The 21182-nt window shown below is 48.1% G+C and carries 12 protein-coding genes and 3 tRNA genes; 5 read left to right on the top strand and 10 right to left on the bottom strand.

Annotated elements, in window-relative coordinates:
- Positions 1–13 precede the first annotated feature (13 nt).
- From B7982_RS00385 to B7982_RS00370, 4 genes are all read right to left on the bottom strand, one after another.
- Positions 14–1570 carry a hypothetical protein gene (locus tag B7982_RS00385; protein ID WP_233138291.1) on the bottom strand — a complete coding sequence of 519 codons (1557 nt, stop codon included), beginning with the start codon at positions 1568–1570 and terminating at the stop codon, positions 14–16.
- Positions 1570–2769: a hypothetical protein gene (locus tag B7982_RS00380; protein ID WP_233138290.1), complete on the bottom strand. Its 1200-nt coding sequence runs from the start codon at positions 2767–2769 to the stop codon at positions 1570–1572. The genes B7982_RS00385 and B7982_RS00380 overlap by 1 nt, the downstream gene beginning before the upstream one ends.
- Before the next feature lie 64 nt (positions 2770–2833).
- Positions 2834–3727: a tyrosine recombinase gene (locus B7982_RS00375; RefSeq protein ID WP_088659068.1), complete on the bottom strand. Its 894-nt coding sequence runs from the start codon at positions 3725–3727 to the stop codon at positions 2834–2836.
- Entirely contained in the window at positions 3724–5769 is a 2046-nt protein-coding gene (locus tag B7982_RS00370; protein WP_088659067.1) for a hypothetical protein, read from the bottom strand. Before B7982_RS00370 ends, B7982_RS00375 begins: the two co-directional genes overlap by 4 nt.
- Positions 5770–5924: 155 nt before the next feature.
- On the opposite strand from B7982_RS00370, the gene B7982_RS00365 reads away from it, so the two are divergent.
- From B7982_RS00365 to B7982_RS00355, 3 genes are all read left to right on the top strand, one after another.
- A tRNA-Lys gene (locus B7982_RS00365) sits at positions 5925–5997 on the top strand.
- Positions 5998–6148: 151 nt separating this feature from the next.
- Positions 6149–6221 (top strand) — tRNA-Lys (locus B7982_RS00360).
- Between the two features lie 151 nt (positions 6222–6372).
- Positions 6373–6445: transfer RNA gene (locus B7982_RS00355), tRNA-Lys, on the top strand.
- A gap of 33 nt (positions 6446–6478) precedes the next feature.
- Here the strand turns inward: B7982_RS00355 and B7982_RS00350 are convergent.
- The 4 genes from B7982_RS00350 to B7982_RS00335 form a co-directional block, all read right to left on the bottom strand.
- Complete coding sequence (locus B7982_RS00350; protein ID WP_158212945.1) at positions 6479–7543, bottom strand: hypothetical protein; 1065 nt, start codon at positions 7541–7543, stop codon at positions 6479–6481.
- 101 nt (positions 7544–7644) lie between these two features.
- Positions 7645–8757, bottom strand: coding sequence for a hypothetical protein (locus tag B7982_RS00345; RefSeq protein ID WP_088659065.1), 1113 nt, complete (start codon positions 8755–8757; stop codon positions 7645–7647).
- 86 nt (positions 8758–8843) lie between these two features.
- Entirely contained in the window at positions 8844–12005 is a 3162-nt protein-coding gene (locus B7982_RS00340) for a carbohydrate binding domain-containing protein (protein WP_088659064.1), read from the bottom strand.
- Between the two features lie 98 nt (positions 12006–12103).
- Positions 12104–12838: a thioredoxin domain-containing protein gene (locus B7982_RS00335; protein WP_088659063.1), complete on the bottom strand. Its 735-nt coding sequence runs from the start codon at positions 12836–12838 to the stop codon at positions 12104–12106.
- Positions 12839–13265: 427 nt separating this feature from the next.
- On the opposite strand from B7982_RS00335, the gene B7982_RS00330 reads away from it, so the two are divergent.
- A complete protein-coding gene (locus B7982_RS00330) occupies positions 13266–15062 on the top strand; it encodes a homoserine O-acetyltransferase (protein ID WP_233138289.1) in 1797 nt (598 codons plus the stop codon).
- Between the two features lies 1 nt (position 15063).
- Positions 15064–15945: a YicC/YloC family endoribonuclease gene (locus B7982_RS00325; RefSeq protein ID WP_088659062.1), complete on the top strand. Its 882-nt coding sequence runs from the start codon at positions 15064–15066 to the stop codon at positions 15943–15945.
- A 179-nt stretch (positions 15946–16124) separates the two neighbouring features.
- On the opposite strand, the gene B7982_RS00320 is transcribed toward B7982_RS00325, so the two are convergent.
- Together B7982_RS00320 and B7982_RS00315 are read right to left on the bottom strand one after the other, a co-directional pair.
- Complete coding sequence (locus B7982_RS00320) at positions 16125–16994, bottom strand: hypothetical protein (RefSeq protein WP_088659061.1); 870 nt, start codon at positions 16992–16994, stop codon at positions 16125–16127.
- A 4-nt stretch (positions 16995–16998) separates the two neighbouring features.
- Entirely contained in the window at positions 16999–21111 is a 4113-nt protein-coding gene (locus B7982_RS00315) for a C25 family cysteine peptidase (protein WP_088659060.1), read from the bottom strand.
- Between the last annotated feature and the right edge of the window lie 71 nt (positions 21112–21182).

Raw genomic sequence — 21182 nt, 5'->3', positions numbered from 1 at the left:
TTTGAATTCATCCCTAACGACTACCCACAAAATCTCCGCGAATCCATAAGCCAAGCGAAATATAGGGAGAAATTCCATCAGCATGGCCATATTTCGACGCTTTCATATTATGAAATCCCGCCTTCAAGCGGAATGCGACACGCCCCGCAAGCGGGTCTCCCTCAGGCATTTGTTTTCCGACAAAACTCGGGACCAGCAAATCTACATACGCGCCCGCCCCATAGCGGAAATAGCCTTCCTGCTTATTCTTTCGCTTTTCATCTTCTTTATCGGGAACAACATAAAATGCGCCACCAACATTTACAAATGCAACGCCTTCAAAATACTTAGTTTCAAATAAGCGATAGCCAAGTCTTGATTGGATTCCATAGTCAAAATTACCACAGGAATCGCATTTTGCATCCATGGCACGGCTAGTAAATTCAAAGGCTACGACAACATCATATATGCGCACCCCAAAGCCAACATCAAAATAAAGGAATGGTTTATAATCGGGGAAATCGCCCACCAAGAATGGAATACCCAAATCTCCACCTAAAGCAATTCCAACCCCGTTTATTCTTTTGATAGTTTCCCCAGGATACTTCCCTAAAGCAATATTTTCGATAGTGACGCAAAGTAATTCATTATCACGGTCAGGGAACTTTGGCAAATCTTCGCATCTGAATTTTTCACGATAAATTCTTTTTCCAACCCATTTTAAAAGATGATCCAAACCATCCTCGTAATTGTAGCTATTTTGAGTCACCCAATAATCCGATAGAGAATCTTCATTTGCAATAAAATCATAATCCTCACTCAAGAACTTCAAAAGAGCTTTTGAATGTAGAGACAAGTCCGCCGAATCGGCCAAAAGTGTAGCCGCCTTATACGCCCCATCACTCACGAGTTTTTCCATACGTTCACGGATTTCAATAGCGTAGTTCGGTTCAACAGTGTAATTCAAGCGATATGGGAAAAACTGTACATTTTCAAGATAACGATCCTCTAAAAAAGCAACCGGAGCCGAGACGCCGTCTATGAAAAACACACGTTTCAACGGAACATCTTCAGAACCCATATAAGGGATCGTCAACACTCGTTCTATCAATTTAAACGAAGAGGAATCCCTTACAATATCCGGGCCAATATACGCAAACTGCGTTAGGACTTTTTTCTTATCCTCAGGTTTTGGATTTTCCCAAGTCTTCGAAGTCTTGTTATAAACTTTATCGACACGAACGATTTTATGGATAATATAAAATCCAGTAAACTCTTTTTTCAAGAGTAGATTAAAAGTCTTGCGGACAATTTCAGGAGCTTCTGCTAAATCGCGCTTTATACGGGCAGTCTTTAGTTCCGACCATTCCACAAAAGATTTATGGACTTGCGGATAATCTTTTTCAAAATTTATTTTGATTAATTGATCTTGATTAAATCCATTATCACTGACCAGCGATCCATAGTATGCTACAGGTGCGGTTTCCAGCTTTTTCGCCACAGATCCGGCATCAACAATGACATCGTCGTAAGAAAATCCGTACGAAAAGAGAATCAAGCAAATCGCAAATAAAAACCTTATCATAACCATTAACGCTCCGTATTGGGATAATCAAATTTTATCGATTTATGCATACCCAAAGACCCCACAAACTCAATAGATGTATAAAGCCGAACGCCAGAAGCGTGAACAGTCTTACCGCTAAAAATATTCTTTACGCCAGCTCTAAAGCGGAGTCCCGCCCTTTTTTCAAACGAACCAATGGGGAAAAAATCAAAAGCAAAGCCACCACCAAACGATGGATAAACTTGAGTTGGCCAATCGCTTTTCTTTTTCTCTTTACTATTATCGCCCTTGAAAGAAAATGTATTTACACCTACGCCAGTTGTTAAATAGCCACTGAAGCGAGTATCTTTTTGATTGAGGAATACATAGCCAAAATTAGCTTCAATCCCGACATTGAAAAAATAAAGAGAATCGCGAACGCTGTTATCCCCCACATGGCCATTTATCGAGAATTCAAGATAATAATTGTCTATTATCGCACCGGAGCCGGCGTATAAGCCAAAAGCATTATCCACTTTTTTCGAGACATTCCCCAACATAACTGTGTAAGAAGCTCCAACAGAATATGAAGCAGCACGAGACGAATCTAAAACATCTTTTCGCCAATACGTATCCACAAGGTATTCCAGCTGTTTGCGATTTTTCAGCTTGTACTTACGTTCTTCAATCAGCGCTGATGTTTTTTCCTTATTACAGAAGTAGCCATTCAACACAATAAAAGCAAAATTTCTATCGCTTTCGTTTTTTATGCTTTCAAGTTTTTCTTCAAGCTTTCCGGACTTCAGTTCTTCGTGCATTTTATTGTAAAGAGCCTGATGGAACGCTCCATAAATATGTTCATACCAGTTATTGTAATGCGATACAAAGTCTAAATTACAGAGAGATTCAAAGTCACCTAAAAAATATTTCAGCAAAAGCTTTTCGCCATCGTGAATCACAATCGTTGATGATGACTTTTCAAAAGCCTCGGCCGCCTCTACTAGCTTTTTCAAGCTGTCAATATCATCGTGTTCTAGCGCATTCATCATCGAAATGCGCAAAGACCTGACATCGTCAATATCTTGCCTTACCATTTCGGACGGGTCATATTTTTCAAGATCGCTTAACGAATCCAAGAAATTCGACTCTCTATAATCATGAACAAACAAGTTCATCACTGAATCGCGCGAAGTCGATGCCTCGGCAAAAACATTACACACAAAAAACAGCGTGAAAGCACTCAAAAAAGCAAAACATTTTACACAAACTCGCATACGATAAATATACAAAGTTTTAGTAAAAAGTAGCCTACTTCCCGCCCATCTCCCTCGGATGGAAACTGCGGTGTTCTTGCTTGATAAAGTCTTTATCGACGTGCGTGTAAATTTGCGTAGTGCTGATATCCGCATGGCCGAGCAGTTCTTGCAATACACGCAAGTCCATACCCGCCTCCAGGCAGTGCGTCGCAAAGCTATGGCGGAACGTATGCGGCGAAACCTGTTTGCTCAAGTGCATCGTATGCAGTTGCACAATTTTCCAGGCGCCCATACGGCTCATCGGCTTACCATGCGCATTCAGGATGATATTGTCCGTTGTCGGATGCGTTAAAGGGCGCCCTTCTTCAATCCAGGCTCGGAGATTTTCCTTTGCCTTGCTCCCAAGCGGTACAAGACGCTGCTTATTGCCCTTGCCAATCGGCATGAGCCATTCATTTTCAAGGTCAATTTGCGAAAGCTTGATGCCAAGCGCTTCCGAAATACGAAGCCCGCCACTGTACATGAGCTCAATCAAAGCCGTATCACGGAGCGGATTCTTACCGTTCGCTGCACTCTCAAAAACGCTGTCGATTTCTTCACGAGTCAGGTACTGAGGCAGGTAATGTCCAAGCTTAGGCGTCGAAAGCATCGATTCCGTGCTGTAGTCGTACTCGCCCTGGTTCTGCATGTACTTGAGGAACCCGCGCAAGCTCGAAAAATGCCTTGCGACAGATGTCGGGGAATATTCCTCCTGCCCCGCCGTAAGCGTCAAGAATTCGTCCAGCTTTTCGGGCTGCAGGTCCTTAAGGTCAATACAGTTCTCGTCAAGCCAGGCGATAAAATGCCTCAAATCCTCCTGATAGCTTTGAATCGTCACCGGGGATAGATTCCGTTCTACCCCGAGGTGCGAAAGAAAAGCGTCTAGACGGTTGGAGTTAAGGCTCATTTTAGCACGTCTTCTTCGTCTTTTTTTGAGGGCTTAGCGCAGCGGTCTGTAGCCCAGTTGGTTGACTTGAAGCAGGCACTTCTGGTGTAGCAACATCCTTTGGCGTTGCTTTCCGTTATTTCGCAATTGCAAGCGATTCCGTCGTTGTTGCCATCGGTGTCGACAAGCTCCCCGTTGGAGCAGACCACCATGAATCCGCCTTCGTGATAACTTGTGTTGATGCAGGTCTGGAGGGAGTTGTGGCAAACTCCGAAGTAGGTTCCCAGGGCGTTGCACGATACGCGGCGTGTCTCGTTAGTAAGGTCGAATTCGAAATTTTCCACGCGTTCTTTAGGATCGGAAACTGGTTTGTGATTCATCCAGTTGTACCCGTGAACGGTTTTTGCGGCCATCTTTTTACTAGGAATCAGTTCCTTCCATTTCTGTTTCGTCTCGAAACTTCTGAACGGCGGATAGTCGGGGTCTTCGTCCTTGAGAATTTGCTTGCAACGTTCTTCGTTGTAGCAGGGATTGAAATCGTCCCATCCACTTTCGGAACGTCCCCAGCAAGGATCGCAATCAGAACATTGATCCGTGTTGCATTGGTCTATCATCTTATCTATAGGGTAGCCTTCTCTACAAGCGACGGGACATTTGTAATACTCCTTGTCGAGCGGGTCGAACTTGTTATGGAGCCTTTCCCATTGCCCGTCGACGCACCTGTACATGATGGCGTTGTTGTTGATGTCGTTGTCGCACCTCAGTTCGCCGTTAAGACATTCGCCGCAGATGGCCTTGTCGGTACGGCACGACTTGTTGCCGCATATGGAAACGGCTTTCTTAGCTTCGCCGGCGACGCACTCGTAGACGGTTCCCTTTCCTTCGTCATCGTTGGTACAGGTGTGTTCGTAGTTCGTGCACTCGCCGCAACCGTTGTCGCGCGGGTCGCAGGATTTTCCGTTACAGCTCTCGGTCACCTTCGTGCCCTTTTCGCAGCGGGTGACCGTCGCCTTGAAGTTTTTGTCTTCGGTGCAGGTCTGCACGTTGTCGAGGCATTCGCCGCAATCCGTGCCCTTTTCGTTACAGGAGACCAAGCCACACGAGCGGTTCACAATAACACCTTTTACACATTCTTTTACGATACCGATATTTGCAGGGCTATTAGAGCAGGAGTTCGTGAAACTATCGCTGCATTCAATTTCAATTGCATTTTTGTTTGCACATTCCTTGCTTTTAATATTGCAAAGAACACCCTCGTCACAAGCAGTTTCCTTGCAGACGCAAGCACCGTCTTTCGCGGTACCGCCAGAAGCCTTGCACAAGTCATCGAAGGTCGGAGCAGATGCCGAGGAAGAGCTTGACTTGGATTCAGAAGAGGCGGCTACAGAGGATGAGCTGAGCTTGACCTGGTTTCCGCAAGCACCCGTGACAGTGTTGCAAACGGCACCTTCGTCACAGACATCACCCTTACAGACGCAGGCGCCATCTTTCATAGAACCACCAGAAGCCTTGCACAGGTCGGTAAAGGTCGGGGCATACGCCGAGGAGGAGGAGGTAGACTTAGATTCAGAAGAAGCGGCTACAGAAGAAGAACTTTTTTTGGAATCCGAAGATATATCGGAGGGCTTGCTACGGTTTCCGCAGACACCCGTGATTGTGTTACAGACTGCACCGACGTCGCAGAGTTCCTTGTTACAGACGCAAGCCCCGTCTTTTGCGGTACCACCGGAAGCCTTACAGAGTTCCGTAAAATTCGAGAGTTCGTCCTTACCCTTGGACGAGGAACTGGCCTTGCTACTAGATGATTTTGCAGAACTTAAAGAATCTTTCTTGGAAACAGGAATCCAGTTTTCGCTGTGGCAATAGTAATCAGCATCTTCTTTTTTGGCATAAACTGTATCGCCTTCATTTTCATCACCACATATTCCAAGTTCGTAAATCGAGTTGACCTCCGTAATGATTTCTCTTGGGAGAGTCTCATCGCTAGATTCATTGCTACAGGCAACAAATGTACCCACAGCCATCAAGACCGTGAATAAAAGGGCAGAAAACGCTTTTTTCATGATTTCCCCGATGTTCAGGATAAAGAAATTTTGACGAAAATTTAACTAGAAAAGCCTAGCATGTCAATGTGCTTAAATTTTTTCAAAAAATTCGCACTTTCCCCTTGCCAATCGCTTTCAATATTTCTAAAATTGAGCCCGTCCTAAGCGACTATGGATGATTAGCTCAGTTGGTAGAGCAGCTGACTCTTAATCAGCGGGTCGCAGGTTCGACCCCTGCATCATCCACTAAATACCAAACCGAAAGGCAAGGTATTGCAAATACAAAAGCGTCAGACAAAGCTAAGCGTTTTTGAAAGCGAAAGCGGAATCTAACGAACTTTGAAACTGCGGCTTTTGATTTTTGCAAAATGACATTGCTGAAAGGCGACCAAATCATGGATGATTAGCTCAGTTGGTAGAGCAGCTGACTCTTAATCAGCGGGTCGCAGGTTCGACCCCTGCATCATCCACTAAATACCAAACCGAAAGGCAAGGTATTGCAAATACAAAAGCGTCAGACAAAGCTAAGCGTTTTTGAAAGCGAAAGCGGAATCTAACGAACTTTGAAACTGCGGCTTTTGATTTTTGCAAAATGACATTGCTGAAAGGCGACCAAATCATGGATGATTAGCTCAGTTGGTAGAGCAGCTGACTCTTAATCAGCGGGTCGCAGGTTCGACCCCTGCATCATCCACTAAACACCATCTCAATGAGATGGTGTTCTTTTTCATTCCGTCCAATTTTCTCTAAACGAGTAATCGAACTTGGCCGGGACCTCGCAGTGCTGGTGAACAATCCATTCTATAGACACAAAAAGCCGAGCCCCCGATGCCTTCAGAGCATTGTGCGCCCAGACGTTCTTTACGCCTGCCCTAAAACGAATTCCATGAAGCGAACCATTGCCATCCTTCTTCACCTCCGTAAAAAACACATCCGCAATAAGCCCTGCACCCAATGACGGGTAGACTTGCGAAGGCAAATCGAGATTCCCGTTTTTCATCTCTTCTTCAGAAGCGTTCAGTCCATCAAATCCAAGACCAACACTCCCATAACCGTACAAGTTCAGATATTTCTTTTTGAAAAACCGATAACCATAATTAAAAATCAACCCTATATCAAAGAACTGCAAGGAATCCGGATTAACAACACCGCTTCCATTTATGAGAAGGAACCCCTCGTAAAAGTGCTTATCGCTCATATAGTCAACCGCAACATCCATCGCTCCCCCAAGATTGACCTTGTCTGATAACGACCCAAAGGGCACAACCAGGCCTCCCCCAACAGAAGCAGCCAAGAAATGTTCCAAATCAAACTCCTTCCGGAACCAGAACCTACGCACTAGATAAGTAAGCTGTTTCCGCTTAGTCACTTGGAACTTGTACTTTTCAACCAGCGGCGTCATCGTTTCCTTGCTTTCGAAACAACCTCTCAGAAAGAGGTAAATAAAAGCACGGTCACTTTCGTTTTCGACATCTTTAAGAGTTTCTTTGAGCTTTCCGGAATTTATCAGCGCTTTTAACTTCGCATACAACAGGTCCCGAAAGGGGTCGTAATAGTATCCATGTTTCACAAAATCCTTTACAGAATCCACATTGCTCAAAAATTCATAGTCCTTAACGAAATAACTGAGCAACATTTTTTCCATATCATAAAACACCGGATAAGCCCTAGCATTTTTCTGAAACGATTCCGCTTCTTTCACAATTGATTTCAAGTCGTCTATACGGTCTTCGGCCAAAGCCTTCGTCATCAGCGCTCGATAAAGCTCGACCGTTTCCTGTTCCTGCTTCATGGATTTACGGAAATCGCTTTCCGCAGCGCACACACCGTGAGAAAACAGAATCAAGCAAAAAAAGTAAAAGAAAAGCTTGTACATCGTTTACACCACGAACCCTACTCAATAACCTTATCTCGATCAACTAGCCACTCGATGGTCGCAAACAGCCGAACCCCCGAAGACTTCACGACCTTATCGGACCAGAGATTGCTCACCCCAACCCTAAGGCGTACTCCCGAGTGACTACTTGCCCATAAATCACCAATCAAATTTGCGCCAAAAGTCGGATAAAATTGAATCGGAGACACATTTTTGCCACTTTCATCTTTTAAGTCTCCAAGATAATTAAAATCAATACCTACGTTTGCAGCACCAAACAAATTGAATTTATTCTTACTGACGAACTTATAGCCAAAGTTAAAATCGAATCCCAAATCCACAAAGCGCCAGGACTGCGGTTTCTTGGTATTAAAAAAATGTATAGTGGCAAGCAACTCATATATGAGATTTTTTCGGATCCAGTCCTGCCCACAGCTAATATCCACGCCGATAACGCTTAATGTATCCGCAATAGCGCCCATTGGTTTTACAATTCCAGCACCAACAAAAATTGTGTTTGACACATCAACATCCTCATCAGAACGATCATTTATCTCAAAGCGATTAACAAGATAAGTCCGCTGTTCTTGATTCGTCAAATGCGACTTGTATTTTTTTAGCAAGAGATCCATTGCAAAGTCGCGCTTTTCAAACAGGCTATTCAGCACGATATAGATAAACGCACGGTCGCTTTTATTTTCAACATTCTTAAGGGTTTTCTCTATTTTCGCCGATTCATAATGGAAACGCAAAAGCACAAACAAAGTATCTTTGATACCATAATCGATATTGCGCAAGACATCGACAGAATCAACATTGCTCCAAAAATCGAAATTATGGACGAAATAATTCAACAGGTATTTTTCTCTCGTAAGGAATACCGGATAAGCGATTGACGACTGATCAAAATCATCGATATCACGAGCGATTTGCTTAATGTCCTCATTGCGGTCTTCTACAATTGCCTTCAGCATTTCAGAGCGGAGTTTTTCGGCACGAGTTTTTTCATCTTGCACATAAGCACGTAACGAATCCGTTGCCCACAAGGTATCTTCTGCCGCAAAAACGTTATGCGATACAAGCAGAATACAAAAAACAATCCAAACAAAATGGTTTATACAAAGTCTCATAATTTAAATATAAAAAAGACCCCGCACGAATGCGGAGTCCTTTTCAAGATTTCGAGAATCTAGTTTGCGAGCCTTAGCTCAACACCTTATTCCAAAGTGATGAGAGTAAGGGTGCGCTTGCCGACCTTGATACCCTTAGAGATATCGACAGTCTTAGCCTTCTTGGACGGGTCATTTGCCCAGCCTTCCTTAAGCTTTTCGGAGGTCTTGTCCAAAGTCTGGACCTTGGCCTTGCCCTTGAAGCCCGGAATGTCAAGCTTGATGTCGAATTCGCTGTACGGGCTCTTGTTCACGAGGAGGAGCTGCTTCTTGTTGCCGTTTACAGTCCAGTAAGCGGTCAGGAGAGCGTCTTCGTCACCCTTGATGGTGGTCTTCATGAGCTTGCCACGGAGAGCGTCGGAAGCCATCTGGAATGCCCAGTAGCTCGGGCGCGGGCAGTTCATGCATTCTTCACCAGAACGGGTCAAGTAACCGTAGTCACCGCCTTCCGGAGTGATGTCGTTGTGGATATCCCAGTACTGAGCGTTGTCGACGTTTTCAGTAGCGAGCATACCGAGGTAGTCAGCGACGAACAAGCCGTTTTCGACAGACAAGGTCTGTGGACCCGGGTTGAAGTCAACAGAGTTCCATTCGGTGAGCCAGAGTTCGATCTTCTTGCTCTTGTTGAACTTTGCAGTCCACTTGTCGACGACCTTGTGCAAACGTTCGTAGATTGCAGTGAGGGTCTGCGGAGCAGAGAGCATAGCGAAGTCGTTTTCTTCACCGTAGTGCTGCGGGTAGTGGTGGACGATAAGACCGTCAGCGATGTCACCCGTTTCAGCAAGGACCTTTTCGTTCCAGTCGCCTTCGAGAACGCCGAGCACAGCCACCTTGATGGTCGGGTCAACTTTCTTCATGGCTTCGATGAACTTACGAGCGCGCTTACCATAGATGGTACCGCCGTCCTTACCATACTTTTCGTAATACGGATGCCAGTTACCGTAGATTTCGTTACCGATTTCCCAGTAGAGGATGCCGGCCTTCTTGTCGATGTTCGTGTGCTTGACCCAAGCAGCGGCTTCCTGTTCCGTGCCAGAACCGAAGTTCACAGTGAACATGGCGTTAGAGCCAGTCTTCTTCAACCATTCGAGGAATTCGTCGGTATCGACCATCCAGTCGTGGTTGTCGAGGATTTCCTTCCAGTGGTCGTCATCAGCACGGAGACCACCCGGATAACGGATAATGCCGTGGTTGATGCGCTTTGCAAATTCGCGAGTCTGAACCTTGAAGTTCTTGTTGTCGAGCATGTCGCCGTCCCAGAGAGCGGCGTTGATACCGAACAAGCCACCAGAGATATTCGGGTTGAGGACATCCTTTTCGCCCTTCACCAAGACCTTGATGACAGCCGGACGTTCCTTAGCCTTGACTTCGCGCTGGTTGGTCAAACGAATGTTGTCAACCTTGAAGCCACCTGCAGTACCTTCACCACTCGGCTTGAAGTCGAGAGCAGTTACACCCTTGAGGTCGAAGAGACCGTTTTCAACAGCGTTAGGCGGTTGATAGTACGGGAACTTGCCGAACGTACGGAACGGAACGAGGATTGTGGTTTTGCCCTTCGGAGCACCGACGTTGGAAACGAAGATTTCGTTGCCAGCATCCTGAACCTGAACGGTGATGGACTGCCAAGCCTTCTCGGAGTACACGTCGAACATGAGGCCCCAGTGCTTGGTCCAGTCACGGTCAGCAGCCGGACGGCCATTCTTCTGCATGTCGAGCACGACGTCAACCCAGTCAGCAAGGAGGTAGTGTTCGATATTCAAGCAGTTGCTCTTGAATTCGGCGCAGTTTTCAACCTTGAACTTGAGCTGAGACTTCGGACCGGTGGACGGTTCCCACTTGTCCTTGGCAAACTTGCCTTCGAAGTCGGAGATCACGTAGTCCGGAGCGTTGGACTTGAAGGAATCCCACTTGAGATCCGGGTCCACCCAGTCGATGTTGGACGTGAAGGTGATCTGGTCCACGAAGACCGTCACAGGAGCCGGCTTGCCCGGTTCGCCTGCGTTTTCGCCCTTGCCAACAGAGAAGCGGATTTCCTGAATCTTGTCCCACTTGATGTCCTTAGCGACTTCAGCGGACTTGTTAGCGTCCCAAGCCTTACCCTTGTCGGTGAAGCGCTTGAGAGGAATCTTGGCGAGCTGCCAATCCTTGGAGACCTTGATCCAGTCGTTGAGGCCGACCTTGGTCTGGCTCTTGATGTCGTTGCCCTGGTTGTCGAGGATACCGACGTAAAGCTTTTCGCCGCCGAGCTTACCCTTGATCCAGAAGTAGAGACCGCCCTTGTCGCGAACCTTGGAGAGGTCAATGAACTTGCCTTCACCGAGAGAGTAGGTCACGCCAGACCAGTCGTTGTTATCGATGTACATGGCGAGCACGTTCTTGTTGCCCGGAGTCTTGGACTGAGCTTCACGCTGAGCGGTGAGACCACCGTAGCTGTAAGAGAAGCCCTTGACCTGGTTGTCATAGAACGTAGCGAGCGTCTTGGCCTTGCCATCGAGCTTTTCCGGATTCTTCGGACCGTCGATGATGTCGTTGTTTTCATCCCAGTAGACCATCTGCTTCTTCGGGGCTGCCTTCTTGTTGCCCTTCACGATTTCGATGTTATCTACCCAGACTTCGAATTCGCTTGCAGCGCTCTTGTCAATGGAGAAGCGGATTTCAGCAATCTTGTCCCAGTCGATACGAGACGGGAATTCGGACTTGCGGGTGTTGTCCCAGTAGAGACCACGGTCCGGGAAGTCCACGAGAGGAATGGAAACCTTCTTCCAATCCGTCGTCACAGCGCCGCCTTCGATGTACTTGTTCATCGGGAGCACGACCTGAGTCTTCTTGCCGTCAGAGACTTCTTCGTCGAGGAGGCCGACCTTAACGGCTTCGCCACCATGCTTGCCCTTGATCATGAATTCGACCTTGGAGTCGAGCATGTACTTGTTCAAGTCGAAGAATTCGTTGTAAAGGCAGATGGAAGCACCGGAGTATTCCTTCGGGTCCAACTTGATGTTCAAGGCAGCCTTGGACTTGTAACCACCAGACTTGGTGATGGTGACACCCTTGCTCGTGCCGCCGTAAGAGTAATCGTATCCACCCGGACGGTACTGTTCATCGAAGAACTTGTACACAGCCAGATGCGGACGTTTCGGCTGAGCCATTGCAGCTGTAACGCTCAAGCCGAGGACGGCGAGCGAGGCAACTTTCAATGATTGCTTAATCATAATGTGCATCCTTTTGTTGTTTTTGATTTTAAATTACAAACTTGGAAATTAAAAAGCGCACACGTCAATCGATTTAACGTGCACGCCTGAAAACGTAATTACTTGGCTTCCTTCAACATCTTTTCGACGAGATCCGGGCTGAAGCGGTCCTGACGCTTGCCGTTGATGTAGAAGTTCGGAGTACCCTGAACGCCGACCTTGACGCCCAACTGGAAGTCCTTGTCGATGCGAGCGTTCATAGCAGAATCGAGAACCATGTCCTTCTTGAACTGTTCGATGTTGAGGCCGACTTCCTTAGCTACAGCGAGGTAGACGGAATCGGAGAGTTCGCGGGAGTGCGGTGCGAGAGCATAGCGGTATTCCCAGAACTTGCCCTGCTTCTGAGCAGCGATAGAAGAAGCGGCAGCGGCCTTAGCATTGGAGTGGAAGCTGAGCGGGAAGTGCTTGTAGACGAACTTGATTTCGTTCGGGTACTTCTTGTTGAGTTCCTGCATAGCCGGAGCGATGCGAGAGCAGTACGGGCACTGGAATTCGGTGAATTCGACAATCGTGAGCTTCGGGCTCTTGGTGTTGCCAAAGACTGGGCTGTCTTCGTCCGGGATGTCCCAAACCTTGTTGTCGGCTTCCATTTCTGCACGTGCCTGTTCGAGCGAGATGCCGCGCTTTTCGAGAGCGTACTTGAAGATTTCAAATTCTTCCTTGACCTGCTTGAAATCCTTTTCAAGGGAGTCGAGGCGAGCCTGCTGGTTGAACGAACCGCCAGCGGAAGCTTGGTTGCAAGCAACGAGGCCGGAGACTACGAGAGCCATAGCAAAGAGAGAGAGACGTTTCATTTTAGTCCTTTAAGTTAAAGCTTGAGGGCACAATCAGCCCACGATGTGTGAGAAATATAATAACGAAAACTTACTTTGATTGAAGAAAAACATCAAAAAAGCATACACAATCGTCTCATCTGTATCCGACAAAATCAATTGTAAAATCCGAATTTTTGACCATTTTTCGCCAATCAGGATCCGTAACTATATACAAATCAACAAGTTACAAAAATGAGGGCGTGAAAATCGTGACTAGAATCGCACGAAAAGAATTTACAAAGGAGTTGTTCGTCATTAGTCCATGGTCAATAGTAATTGGTCATTAGTCAATGGTATAAGTAACAATAGATAAATGTTATTGTCGCAAAGCTATCATCGAAAGACATTTAACTAATGGGTCGAGACGAACGACCAAGAACCAAACATTTTACTATTTTTTATGCATATGAGTGAATATTTGCATAAATCGTTTGGTCCCGTAATCCCCAAGGATTTCAACAAGGATTATGGTGAACAGGGCTTTTTGCTGGAAAGCGGCAAGACGCTCCCGGCCCTGACCATCCGTTACGAAACGTACGGCACATTGAACGCCGCCGGCGATAACGCCGTGTGGGTTTGTTCGCCGTTGACCGCCGATGCGCACGCCGCCGGCTGGTACACCGAAAATGACAAGAAGCCCGGCTGGTGGGACGAACTCATCGGACCAGGCAAGGCTATCGATACAGACCGATTCTTTGTAGTTTGCAGCAACATCCTTGGCGGATGCAAGGGCTCTACCGGCCCGGCAACAATCAACCCGCGCACGGGCAAGCCCTACGGCAGCACCTTCCCTACCATTACGATAGGCGACATGGTTCACGCCCAGAAGGAACTTGCAGACGGTCTTGGCATCAAGGAATTCTACAGCGTCATCGGCGGATCCATGGGTGGATTCCAGGCGATGAAATGGGCAATTTACTACCCGGAACAGGTGAAGCGCATCATCGTGATTGCAAGCTCTCCCAGATTCTCGAGTCAGGCGCTAGGCTTTGAAGTGGTGGCCCGCGATGTCATCACGCAAGACCCAAACTTCCACGGTGGCGACTACTACGAAGAAGGTAAGACAAGACCGGACATCGGCCTTGCAAACGCCCGCAAGCTCGCGCACATCACGTACCTCTCTGCCGTTGGCATGGAGAAGAAGTTCAAGCGTGCCCAAGACCAGGAAAACAGAAGCCACGCCGTCACTTATTCGACGCCGTACGACTTGAACCTCCCGATTGAAAGCTACTTACGTTATCAGGGAACGAAGTTCGTCGACCGCTTTGATGCGAACAGCTACTTGCACATCGCACATGCAACCGACGCATTCGACCTCGAAACGGAATACGGCAGCATCGAAAACGCATTCAAGGGCATCAAGGCTGAAGTCCTGAACGTGAACCTTTCGACCGACTGGCTTTTCCCGCCGCACGAAAGCCGCCGCATTACAAGCGCGCTCCTCAACACCGGCAAGACCGTGACGAGCCTCGAACTCGACACGCAATTTGGCCATGACGGATTCTTGATTGAAGTGGGCGAACTCGGCAAGGCTGTAGGCCGTTTCCTCGATTCAAAGATTATCCCGCAGAACGGAACGCAGGCAGTGCCCGTATTCCACGACCAAAACGATTTCCAGCGCATCAGCAAGCTCGTGAAGAAAGGGAGCCATGTGCTCGACCTCGGTTGCGGCGAAGGTGACCTCATCGACAACTTGAGAAAGACAAAGCAGGTCACTGGCTTTGGCATCGAAAAGAACATCAAGGGCATCTTGGGCTGCCTCGAAAAAGACGTGCCGGTCATCCAGCGCGACTTGGACGAAAGCGGCATTGCCGACCTCAAGGATGGCAGTTTCGACTATGCGATTATCAACCGCACGATTCAGGAAATTCGCGACCCGGTCGCCCTTTTGAACGAGCTTTTGCGCGTAGCCAAGCAGGTCATCGTGACGTTCCCGAATTTCGGCCACTGGTCTGCCCGCGGAAGCCTGATGCTCCACGGCCGTATGCCGATTTCGAAGGAACTCCCCTACGAATGGTACGACACGCCAAACATCCGCGTGCTTACGCTCAAGGACTTCTATACGTTGTGCAACAAGGAAGGTTTCAAGATTGAAAACTTGCACTTCCAGAATGAACACAAGATAAGCAAGTTCCTGACCGCCATTGGGCTCGCGAACTTTGGCGCCGAACACGTGATCGCGACAATTTCGAAAAAGGTTTAGAATGTCTATTATCTCCATGACCGGATTCGGCAAGAGCGAATCCACATTGCAAGGAATCACGTGCGTTATCGAAGTGCGTAGCGTGAACAGCCGTTTCCTCGAAATTTCGAGCAAGATTCCGAAGAACTTCGCCTACCTCGAAAACGATTTCAAGGCACAAATCAAGGACAAGCTCGTCCGCGGTTCCGTGAACTTTTCGATTACGCTTGGCGCTGGCAACGCCGGGAACATCCCTGTTTGCTACAACGAAGCAGCCGTGGAAAAGTTCGTAGAAATCACGAAGGCGATGCAGAAAAAGTACGGCATTGCAGGCGACATCAAGCTCGAACACGTGCTTGCCATCCCTGAAGTTTTGCAGTTCACGGACGGCAACGGCGACAACGAAGTCTGGGAAAAGCACTTGAAGGCTGAACTCGACAAGGCTTTGGACGGCGTCATCGCCATGCGCGAAAAGGAAGGCGCGAACCTCGCCGTAGACCTTACCCGCCGCGTGATACACCTGAACGAAGTCATCGACAAGGTCGAAGTTCTCGATCCGCAACGCATTGAAACGTGGAAGATCAAGTTCCGCGAACGCATCAATACGCTCATGAAGGATTCCGAAATCGACGATGTCCGCCTGTTGCAAGAAGCCTGCATCATGGCCGACAAGCTCGACATCCACGAAGAAATCACGCGTTTCCGCAGCCACAACAAGTTGTTCCTCGACGCGCTCGCCAAGGGTGGTGCCCAGGGCAAGAACCTCGGGTTCATCCTCCAGGAAATGGGCCGCGAAGCGAACACGCTTGGCACCAAGTGCCAGAATGCAGAAATCGCAGCACTTGCCATCGAGCTCAAGAACGAGATCGAGTGCATCCGCGAACAGAGCATGAACGTGGCATAGTCCAACACGCACGGAAATTCTCAACGCTATTTCTCAACATGGATTTTTTATCCATAAAAAGCCCTACTTTCGTAGGGCTTTTGTCGTTAAAACAATCTAACTTATAAATAGAAAGAATAAAACATCCACACTCCAACAACAAGCGCCCCGAGCAAATAGCCCGAGGCGCTTTTTGGTTATTACTTTTTCTTTGTGGATTTCTTTTTCTTGTCACTCATCTTGACGCGGCGGGAGCCGGAGCGGATGCGTTCCCACGGAGCAAAGGACATCGTTCCGAAAGTGAAACCGAAGAACCACACGTTAAACGAGAGCCAAAGAAGTGCGGCACAGCCAATCCTCTTCCAGTCCACAACGACACTCATGTCGATGACAAGTGCCGAGAGAGCCAAGAGCGAAGCAATCATGACCGGAGCAAGCATTCTCTTGCCCGCTTTCACGAGAGCGCCAGCAGAGGGCGTTCCTTCACCGAGTTCCTTGCCTGCCACCAAAGCGCTAGCAACAACGCCCGAGAACGCAATAGCGCTAAGTACCGCCCACATGAGCCAAGCCTTGCCAATCATCAGCGGGAACCAGCTTACAAATCCCGTGAGCAAGAGCCATGAAAGCGCAAACGGGAACAAAGCACAGGCGACACTCCACTTGGCAAAGAGCACAAGCAAAAGGGCAAGGCCTGCAAACACGCCAAAGAACATGAGAAGCATGTCCTCGTCACCGCCCAAGGCAAATAGCGAGCCCACAAACGCCGCAAGAGCAAGCAAGCCACCAAAGCCGCCGCGCACACCGCCAAATACAAAGTAGAGCACAACCATAGAAAGCGCGGCTACAAAAATGTACTGCGCAGAATTCCATGCCGACATGACATTTGTGAACTTTGCAATCCACATGCCAAGCGCTTCAGAAGCCCCCAGCGGGAGCGATGCCATCTGTTGCCAGCCTGTCGCGAGGAACGCCACAGAAAAGCCAACCATCAACAACACAAAAATCAGGCGAAAGCGGAGGGAAAGTTCCAAAAGCTTTTGCACTTTGCCCGGTTTTTCACGTAATTCCATTTATTTACCTCGAAATCAACAGTTTTTGTTTTTTAGTCCAAGTTTGAGTTTTAGTCTTCGTTTTGGTTTCCGAAGAGTTATCATCGTTCGAAATCTTCGTCTTGCTGCGAACAACATAGTGATAAAGTCCGTTAGCAAGCAAGCGTCCGAAATTATCGCGGCCATCCCAGTGCGTTACGCCAGACACCGCATTCTTGATAACCTTGACAAGTCTACCGTGCTGGTTGTAAATGAAGATGTTCACATCGGGGTCCAAATCAGACGAGAGGTTCTTGAAGTAGAACGTCGTTCCCTTCTTGCCCATCGGGTTTGGCACGTTGAACACATCGGCAAGGCCAGCTTGCATGTTCTCCGTAATATCGACAACCACGGTCTTTATAGAAACATTACCGAGAACGTCCATGGCACGGACCCTGAAGATATAGCTTCCCGGCGGATAAAGTTCCGTTGTCAACGACTTGCGGGCTACAGCGCGTTTTGAAGACTGTTCCAGGAACGGAGCCGGATGATACGGGTTTTCAAGCCCAATCATTTCAAACGAGATACCTTCATCAGCCTGTTCACGGTAATCCAAGGCGGTTTCATCTTCGACAACAACCTGCAAGCATGCCGGAGTCTGGAGCTTGATTAGCTGATTGTCGGCAAACGAAGTCTTTTCACCCGAATTGCACAACTGGATTTTAATCGTCGGCGGGGTCTTGTCGTTCAGCGAATCCGCATAGTTCGACACGCCGGTAATCCTGATATTCTTTTCGAAATAGCGACCGATAGCAACATCCTTTGACGAATAAGCCCAGGCACGCAGTTCCGCAAGAGAATCCCCGATATTCAGTTTTTTCGGAGTCACAAATTCCGTTTCAAAGCGGCCGTTCACGACAGGGACAATTTCGGAATAAATAAGCGGGCCATCGTACTTGACATCGGCATAATGCGATGTCGAAATCATATCGAGACGCTTGGTATAACGCCCTTCCCTAAGAGTCAAGGCGATACTCCCCGACGACATTCCAGAGACCTTTCCAGACAACTTCATCTTGTCCAAAGCCTTCACTGAATCAACCGGGCTGTCAAGCGATATTTTCAAATCGGCAAGAGGCATGCGAACCACAGGTTCGCCCATAAACACGTAGTGTTCCGAATTAAAGACATTGCTCGAATAGGTAGGCTCCGATTTCTTATGCAGGAATACGTTGTCCTTAGCCTGCATGTAAGCCACACCCAGATAGTTTCCATTCTTGAGCAAGGCGCGGCTCACAAAGTTCTTCGCAAAGATTTCATTGGGATTTGCGTATGTTTCGCGAGCGGCACCTACGGCTGCAATTGCGCCCGCCTGCGGCAAGAGCACAACAGCTTCGGTCATCGATCTCGTATCGCCTTCATCAAAACGGCCAACCGTACAGGAGTACGAATTCAGCACAGTATAACGATTCTTGTTCGTAAACTTCGGAAGGTACGAAAGCTTCAGCAAACCTTCGGAAGCCCAAGCCACCTTGGATCCATGCCCATAGAATATGGTCATCAAGGCGCCCTGGTTCAAAATGCTCAAGAAGTCATTTGCAGCTTCCTGCTTTTGACCTGCAGCATCGGCTTCGTAATCCAGAAGGTAAATCTTTTTCATGTTCATTCTAAAGCCAAGAGCTTCGGCGGTCGTATCAATCATGGTCGCCAAGTTTTCCTGGTAAATGGTATGATCCATCGGGTCATCTGATACGCCGTTCTTGTTGTCATCAGCAGCGAGCAACAACGTCGATCTCCATTCGCCATGGTCGAACCTCTGGATTTCGTCGTAATCCCTAGCCTTCTCGTTATAGTTCTTGAATTCCTGAACAGAAGAAACCGGCAAGCGCCCCACAGCAACATCGACATCATACGCCTTGCCACTACGAACAACTTCTCCCGAATCGAGAACACCAAAGAAGTCCTCGGTCACCGAAGATTCCTTCTCGAACGGAGGCATATAGTTCGGGCCATGCTTGGTTCCGCGGTAATCGTAATGGCCGGACCCGGCAAGCAGGACAAAGCGTAAATCCGGGCACACGCTACGGGCATACGCGATATAGTTTCTAATCGCAATCGGCGAGAGCGCACCACCCGTGTAATGCCTGTAAATGTTTTCAACAGGGACAACCGCAGTCACAAGCGGAGTTGCCGACTTGTCGCTAGAGCGGAACACAGCCAAGGATTCTGCAGGAGCAAGGAACTCCTCGGGAGTAATAATGAGGTATTCCGTCTTCGAAGAGATATTGGCAAGCTTCTGGATAGCGTTCTCCGACGATGTCACAATTCCCTTCAAAGTCAAAGTCTTTCGACGGTCGCTATCACGATAGAGCAAGTAACGGACATCTTCGTCTTTTCCAATACTATCGAGAGCCACACCGTCGGTCACCTTCAAAAGTCCCAATGGAGCAAAGTCCTTGAACTTCATCACGCGAAGGTCGGAATCCTTCCCCACCGGAATCTTAACAACGCCAGTCGTAAAGGCTGGCAACATCCATTCCGCAGAATCAATAGAAACCTTTGTCGGGTCCCACTGGTAAGCCACGGTATAACCATCAAAGCGGTCGTTTTGGTAAGTATTGTCGAGGATAGTCAGTTCATATTCGTTTCCAGTCTCTTTCAATGCATCCGTCGACACGCTAAAGTTTCCGCCCGGCAACATGTCGCCATCGTTCCAGTAGAGTTCATCCCCCTGGACCCTGGAATACATCTTTCCGTTGACAGAAAGCTTAAAGTATATCGTGCTGTAGCGCTTGAAATAGGTGCTATCAGAGAACATGGTGCTGGAGCTCTGCGAGCGAAGCGGGAAGAACGAGACAGACACAAAGCCCTTTCCGTCAGAAACCATCCCCGGCAAGTTGCTCGTCGTTGCCTTAAACTCTAAATCCTTGGCAGACAGTTCTGTGATTTCGCCCTGTTCACGCCATTTCCAGAAGTATTCCTTACCGGTCGTCTTTTCCCAATCCTGACCATAATAGGCATCGCGCAAGAGCTCATCCCTTTCAGCGCGGACATAGCGAAGCCATTCGATGTTGCGGCCCGTAGACTTTGGCGCATCAAGCGTTTCCAGGCGTGCGCCCTTGCCCACTTGCTTGTAGCCTAAAATAAAATGCTGGTAATAGGAATACGGCGAATACGAATGGAAATATCCCATGTTCGTCTTGGACACATTCTCAATTTCGTTCGGTTCTGAATCGACACGTTTCCAGAATGCGTTACCGTAGCCAACAAAATAGACCGAGTCCCCTTCATCGAAGATGCCATTGGAATTGCGGTCATCGACTTTGATGGGCAGTTCAAAGAGCTGGTTCGGGTTACGGAGTTTTGCACCCGGTCCCATATCGGGGAGCGTATCCGGAGAGGCCCCGTAAATGCAAAGCTTTTCGACAGGAATGCCCCTGACATCGCTTTCACCACGGCCAACTTTACTCAGCGCCGTGCGGACCGCATTGAATCCGAAGGCATACTGGCCATCTTCGCTGAACGTAGCCATATTCTCATCGCCTACGACGAGTTCGGCAAGCTGCACAATGCCGTCAATTTCGGAACTCGCTTCACGACGCAAAACAGACCTTGCAACGGGCGTACCAAACTGCGCAGCGGACTTTTCGTTCACGACCTGCATAAGCGCACGCGCACCGGGATTTCGACCGCTAGCCGTGGCAGAAGCAAATTCGACATTCAAGCGGAAATTCTTACGAAGCGCAATGGAACCGCCTTCCTTGACGTAAAGCGGAACAAACACATCGACCATCCACAAGTTATCCTTGAGGAACGGGCTCGAGACATCGATAGACTGGATTTTTGCAGGCGTAGACTTGCAAGGAGATGCACCAAGAGACACGAGGCGATTATTCGTCACCGAGACCGAAGGCTTTGAGCTAGAAGGGAGAGCCACACGGTAATGGCGGACAGGAACGCCGTCGTCACTCACGTAAAAGGCATTTTCAGGAACAAAGCGCAGTCCCGAGCCATCTTCGCAAGACTTCGTCGAAGCATCCATGACTTCGTCGTCAAAGACAAAACGCTTCTTGGAATCTTCAATAACAGAAGACGCCAAGCTAGAAACTGTTGCACAGGCAACAAAAAGAATCTGAAATTTTTTGATGATAGATTTCACGAATTTTAAAATAGTAAAAAACAGAAATGGAGATGCCCGCTCAGCGGCGGGCATGACAAATGGTAACATCT

The organism is Fibrobacter sp. UWB2 (assembly GCF_002210425.1).
GTDB classification, from domain to species: Bacteria; Fibrobacterota; Fibrobacteria; order Fibrobacterales; family Fibrobacteraceae; genus Fibrobacter; species Fibrobacter elongatus.
Note: the sequence above shows the minus strand (reverse complement) of the source record. Positions and strands in the feature narration are given on the sequence as shown.

Coding starts and splice junctions, on each gene's coding strand:
- B7982_RS00385 (WP_233138291.1), bottom strand. CDS start 1,570: ATGGTTATGATAAGGTTTTTATTTGCGATTTGCTTGATTCTCTTTTCG.
- B7982_RS00375 (WP_088659068.1), bottom strand. CDS start 3,727: ATGAGCCTTAACTCCAACCGTCTAGACGCTTTTCTTTCGCACCTCGGG.
- B7982_RS00370 (WP_088659067.1), bottom strand. CDS start 5,769: ATGAAAAAAGCGTTTTCTGCCCTTTTATTCACGGTCTTGATGGCTGTG.
- B7982_RS00350 (WP_158212945.1), bottom strand. CDS start 7,543: ATGAAGCAGGAACAGGAAACGGTCGAGCTTTATCGAGCGCTGATGACG.
- B7982_RS00345 (WP_088659065.1), bottom strand. CDS start 8,757: ATGAGACTTTGTATAAACCATTTTGTTTGGATTGTTTTTTGTATTCTG.
- B7982_RS00340 (WP_088659064.1), bottom strand. CDS start 12,005: ATGATTAAGCAATCATTGAAAGTTGCCTCGCTCGCCGTCCTCGGCTTG.
- B7982_RS00335 (WP_088659063.1), bottom strand. CDS start 12,838: ATGAAACGTCTCTCTCTCTTTGCTATGGCTCTCGTAGTCTCCGGCCTC.
- B7982_RS00330 (WP_233138289.1), top strand. CDS start 13,266: ATGAGTGAATATTTGCATAAATCGTTTGGTCCCGTAATCCCCAAGGAT.
- B7982_RS00325 (WP_088659062.1), top strand. CDS start 15,064: ATGTCTATTATCTCCATGACCGGATTCGGCAAGAGCGAATCCACATTG.
- B7982_RS00320 (WP_088659061.1), bottom strand. CDS start 16,994: ATGGAATTACGTGAAAAACCGGGCAAAGTGCAAAAGCTTTTGGAACTT.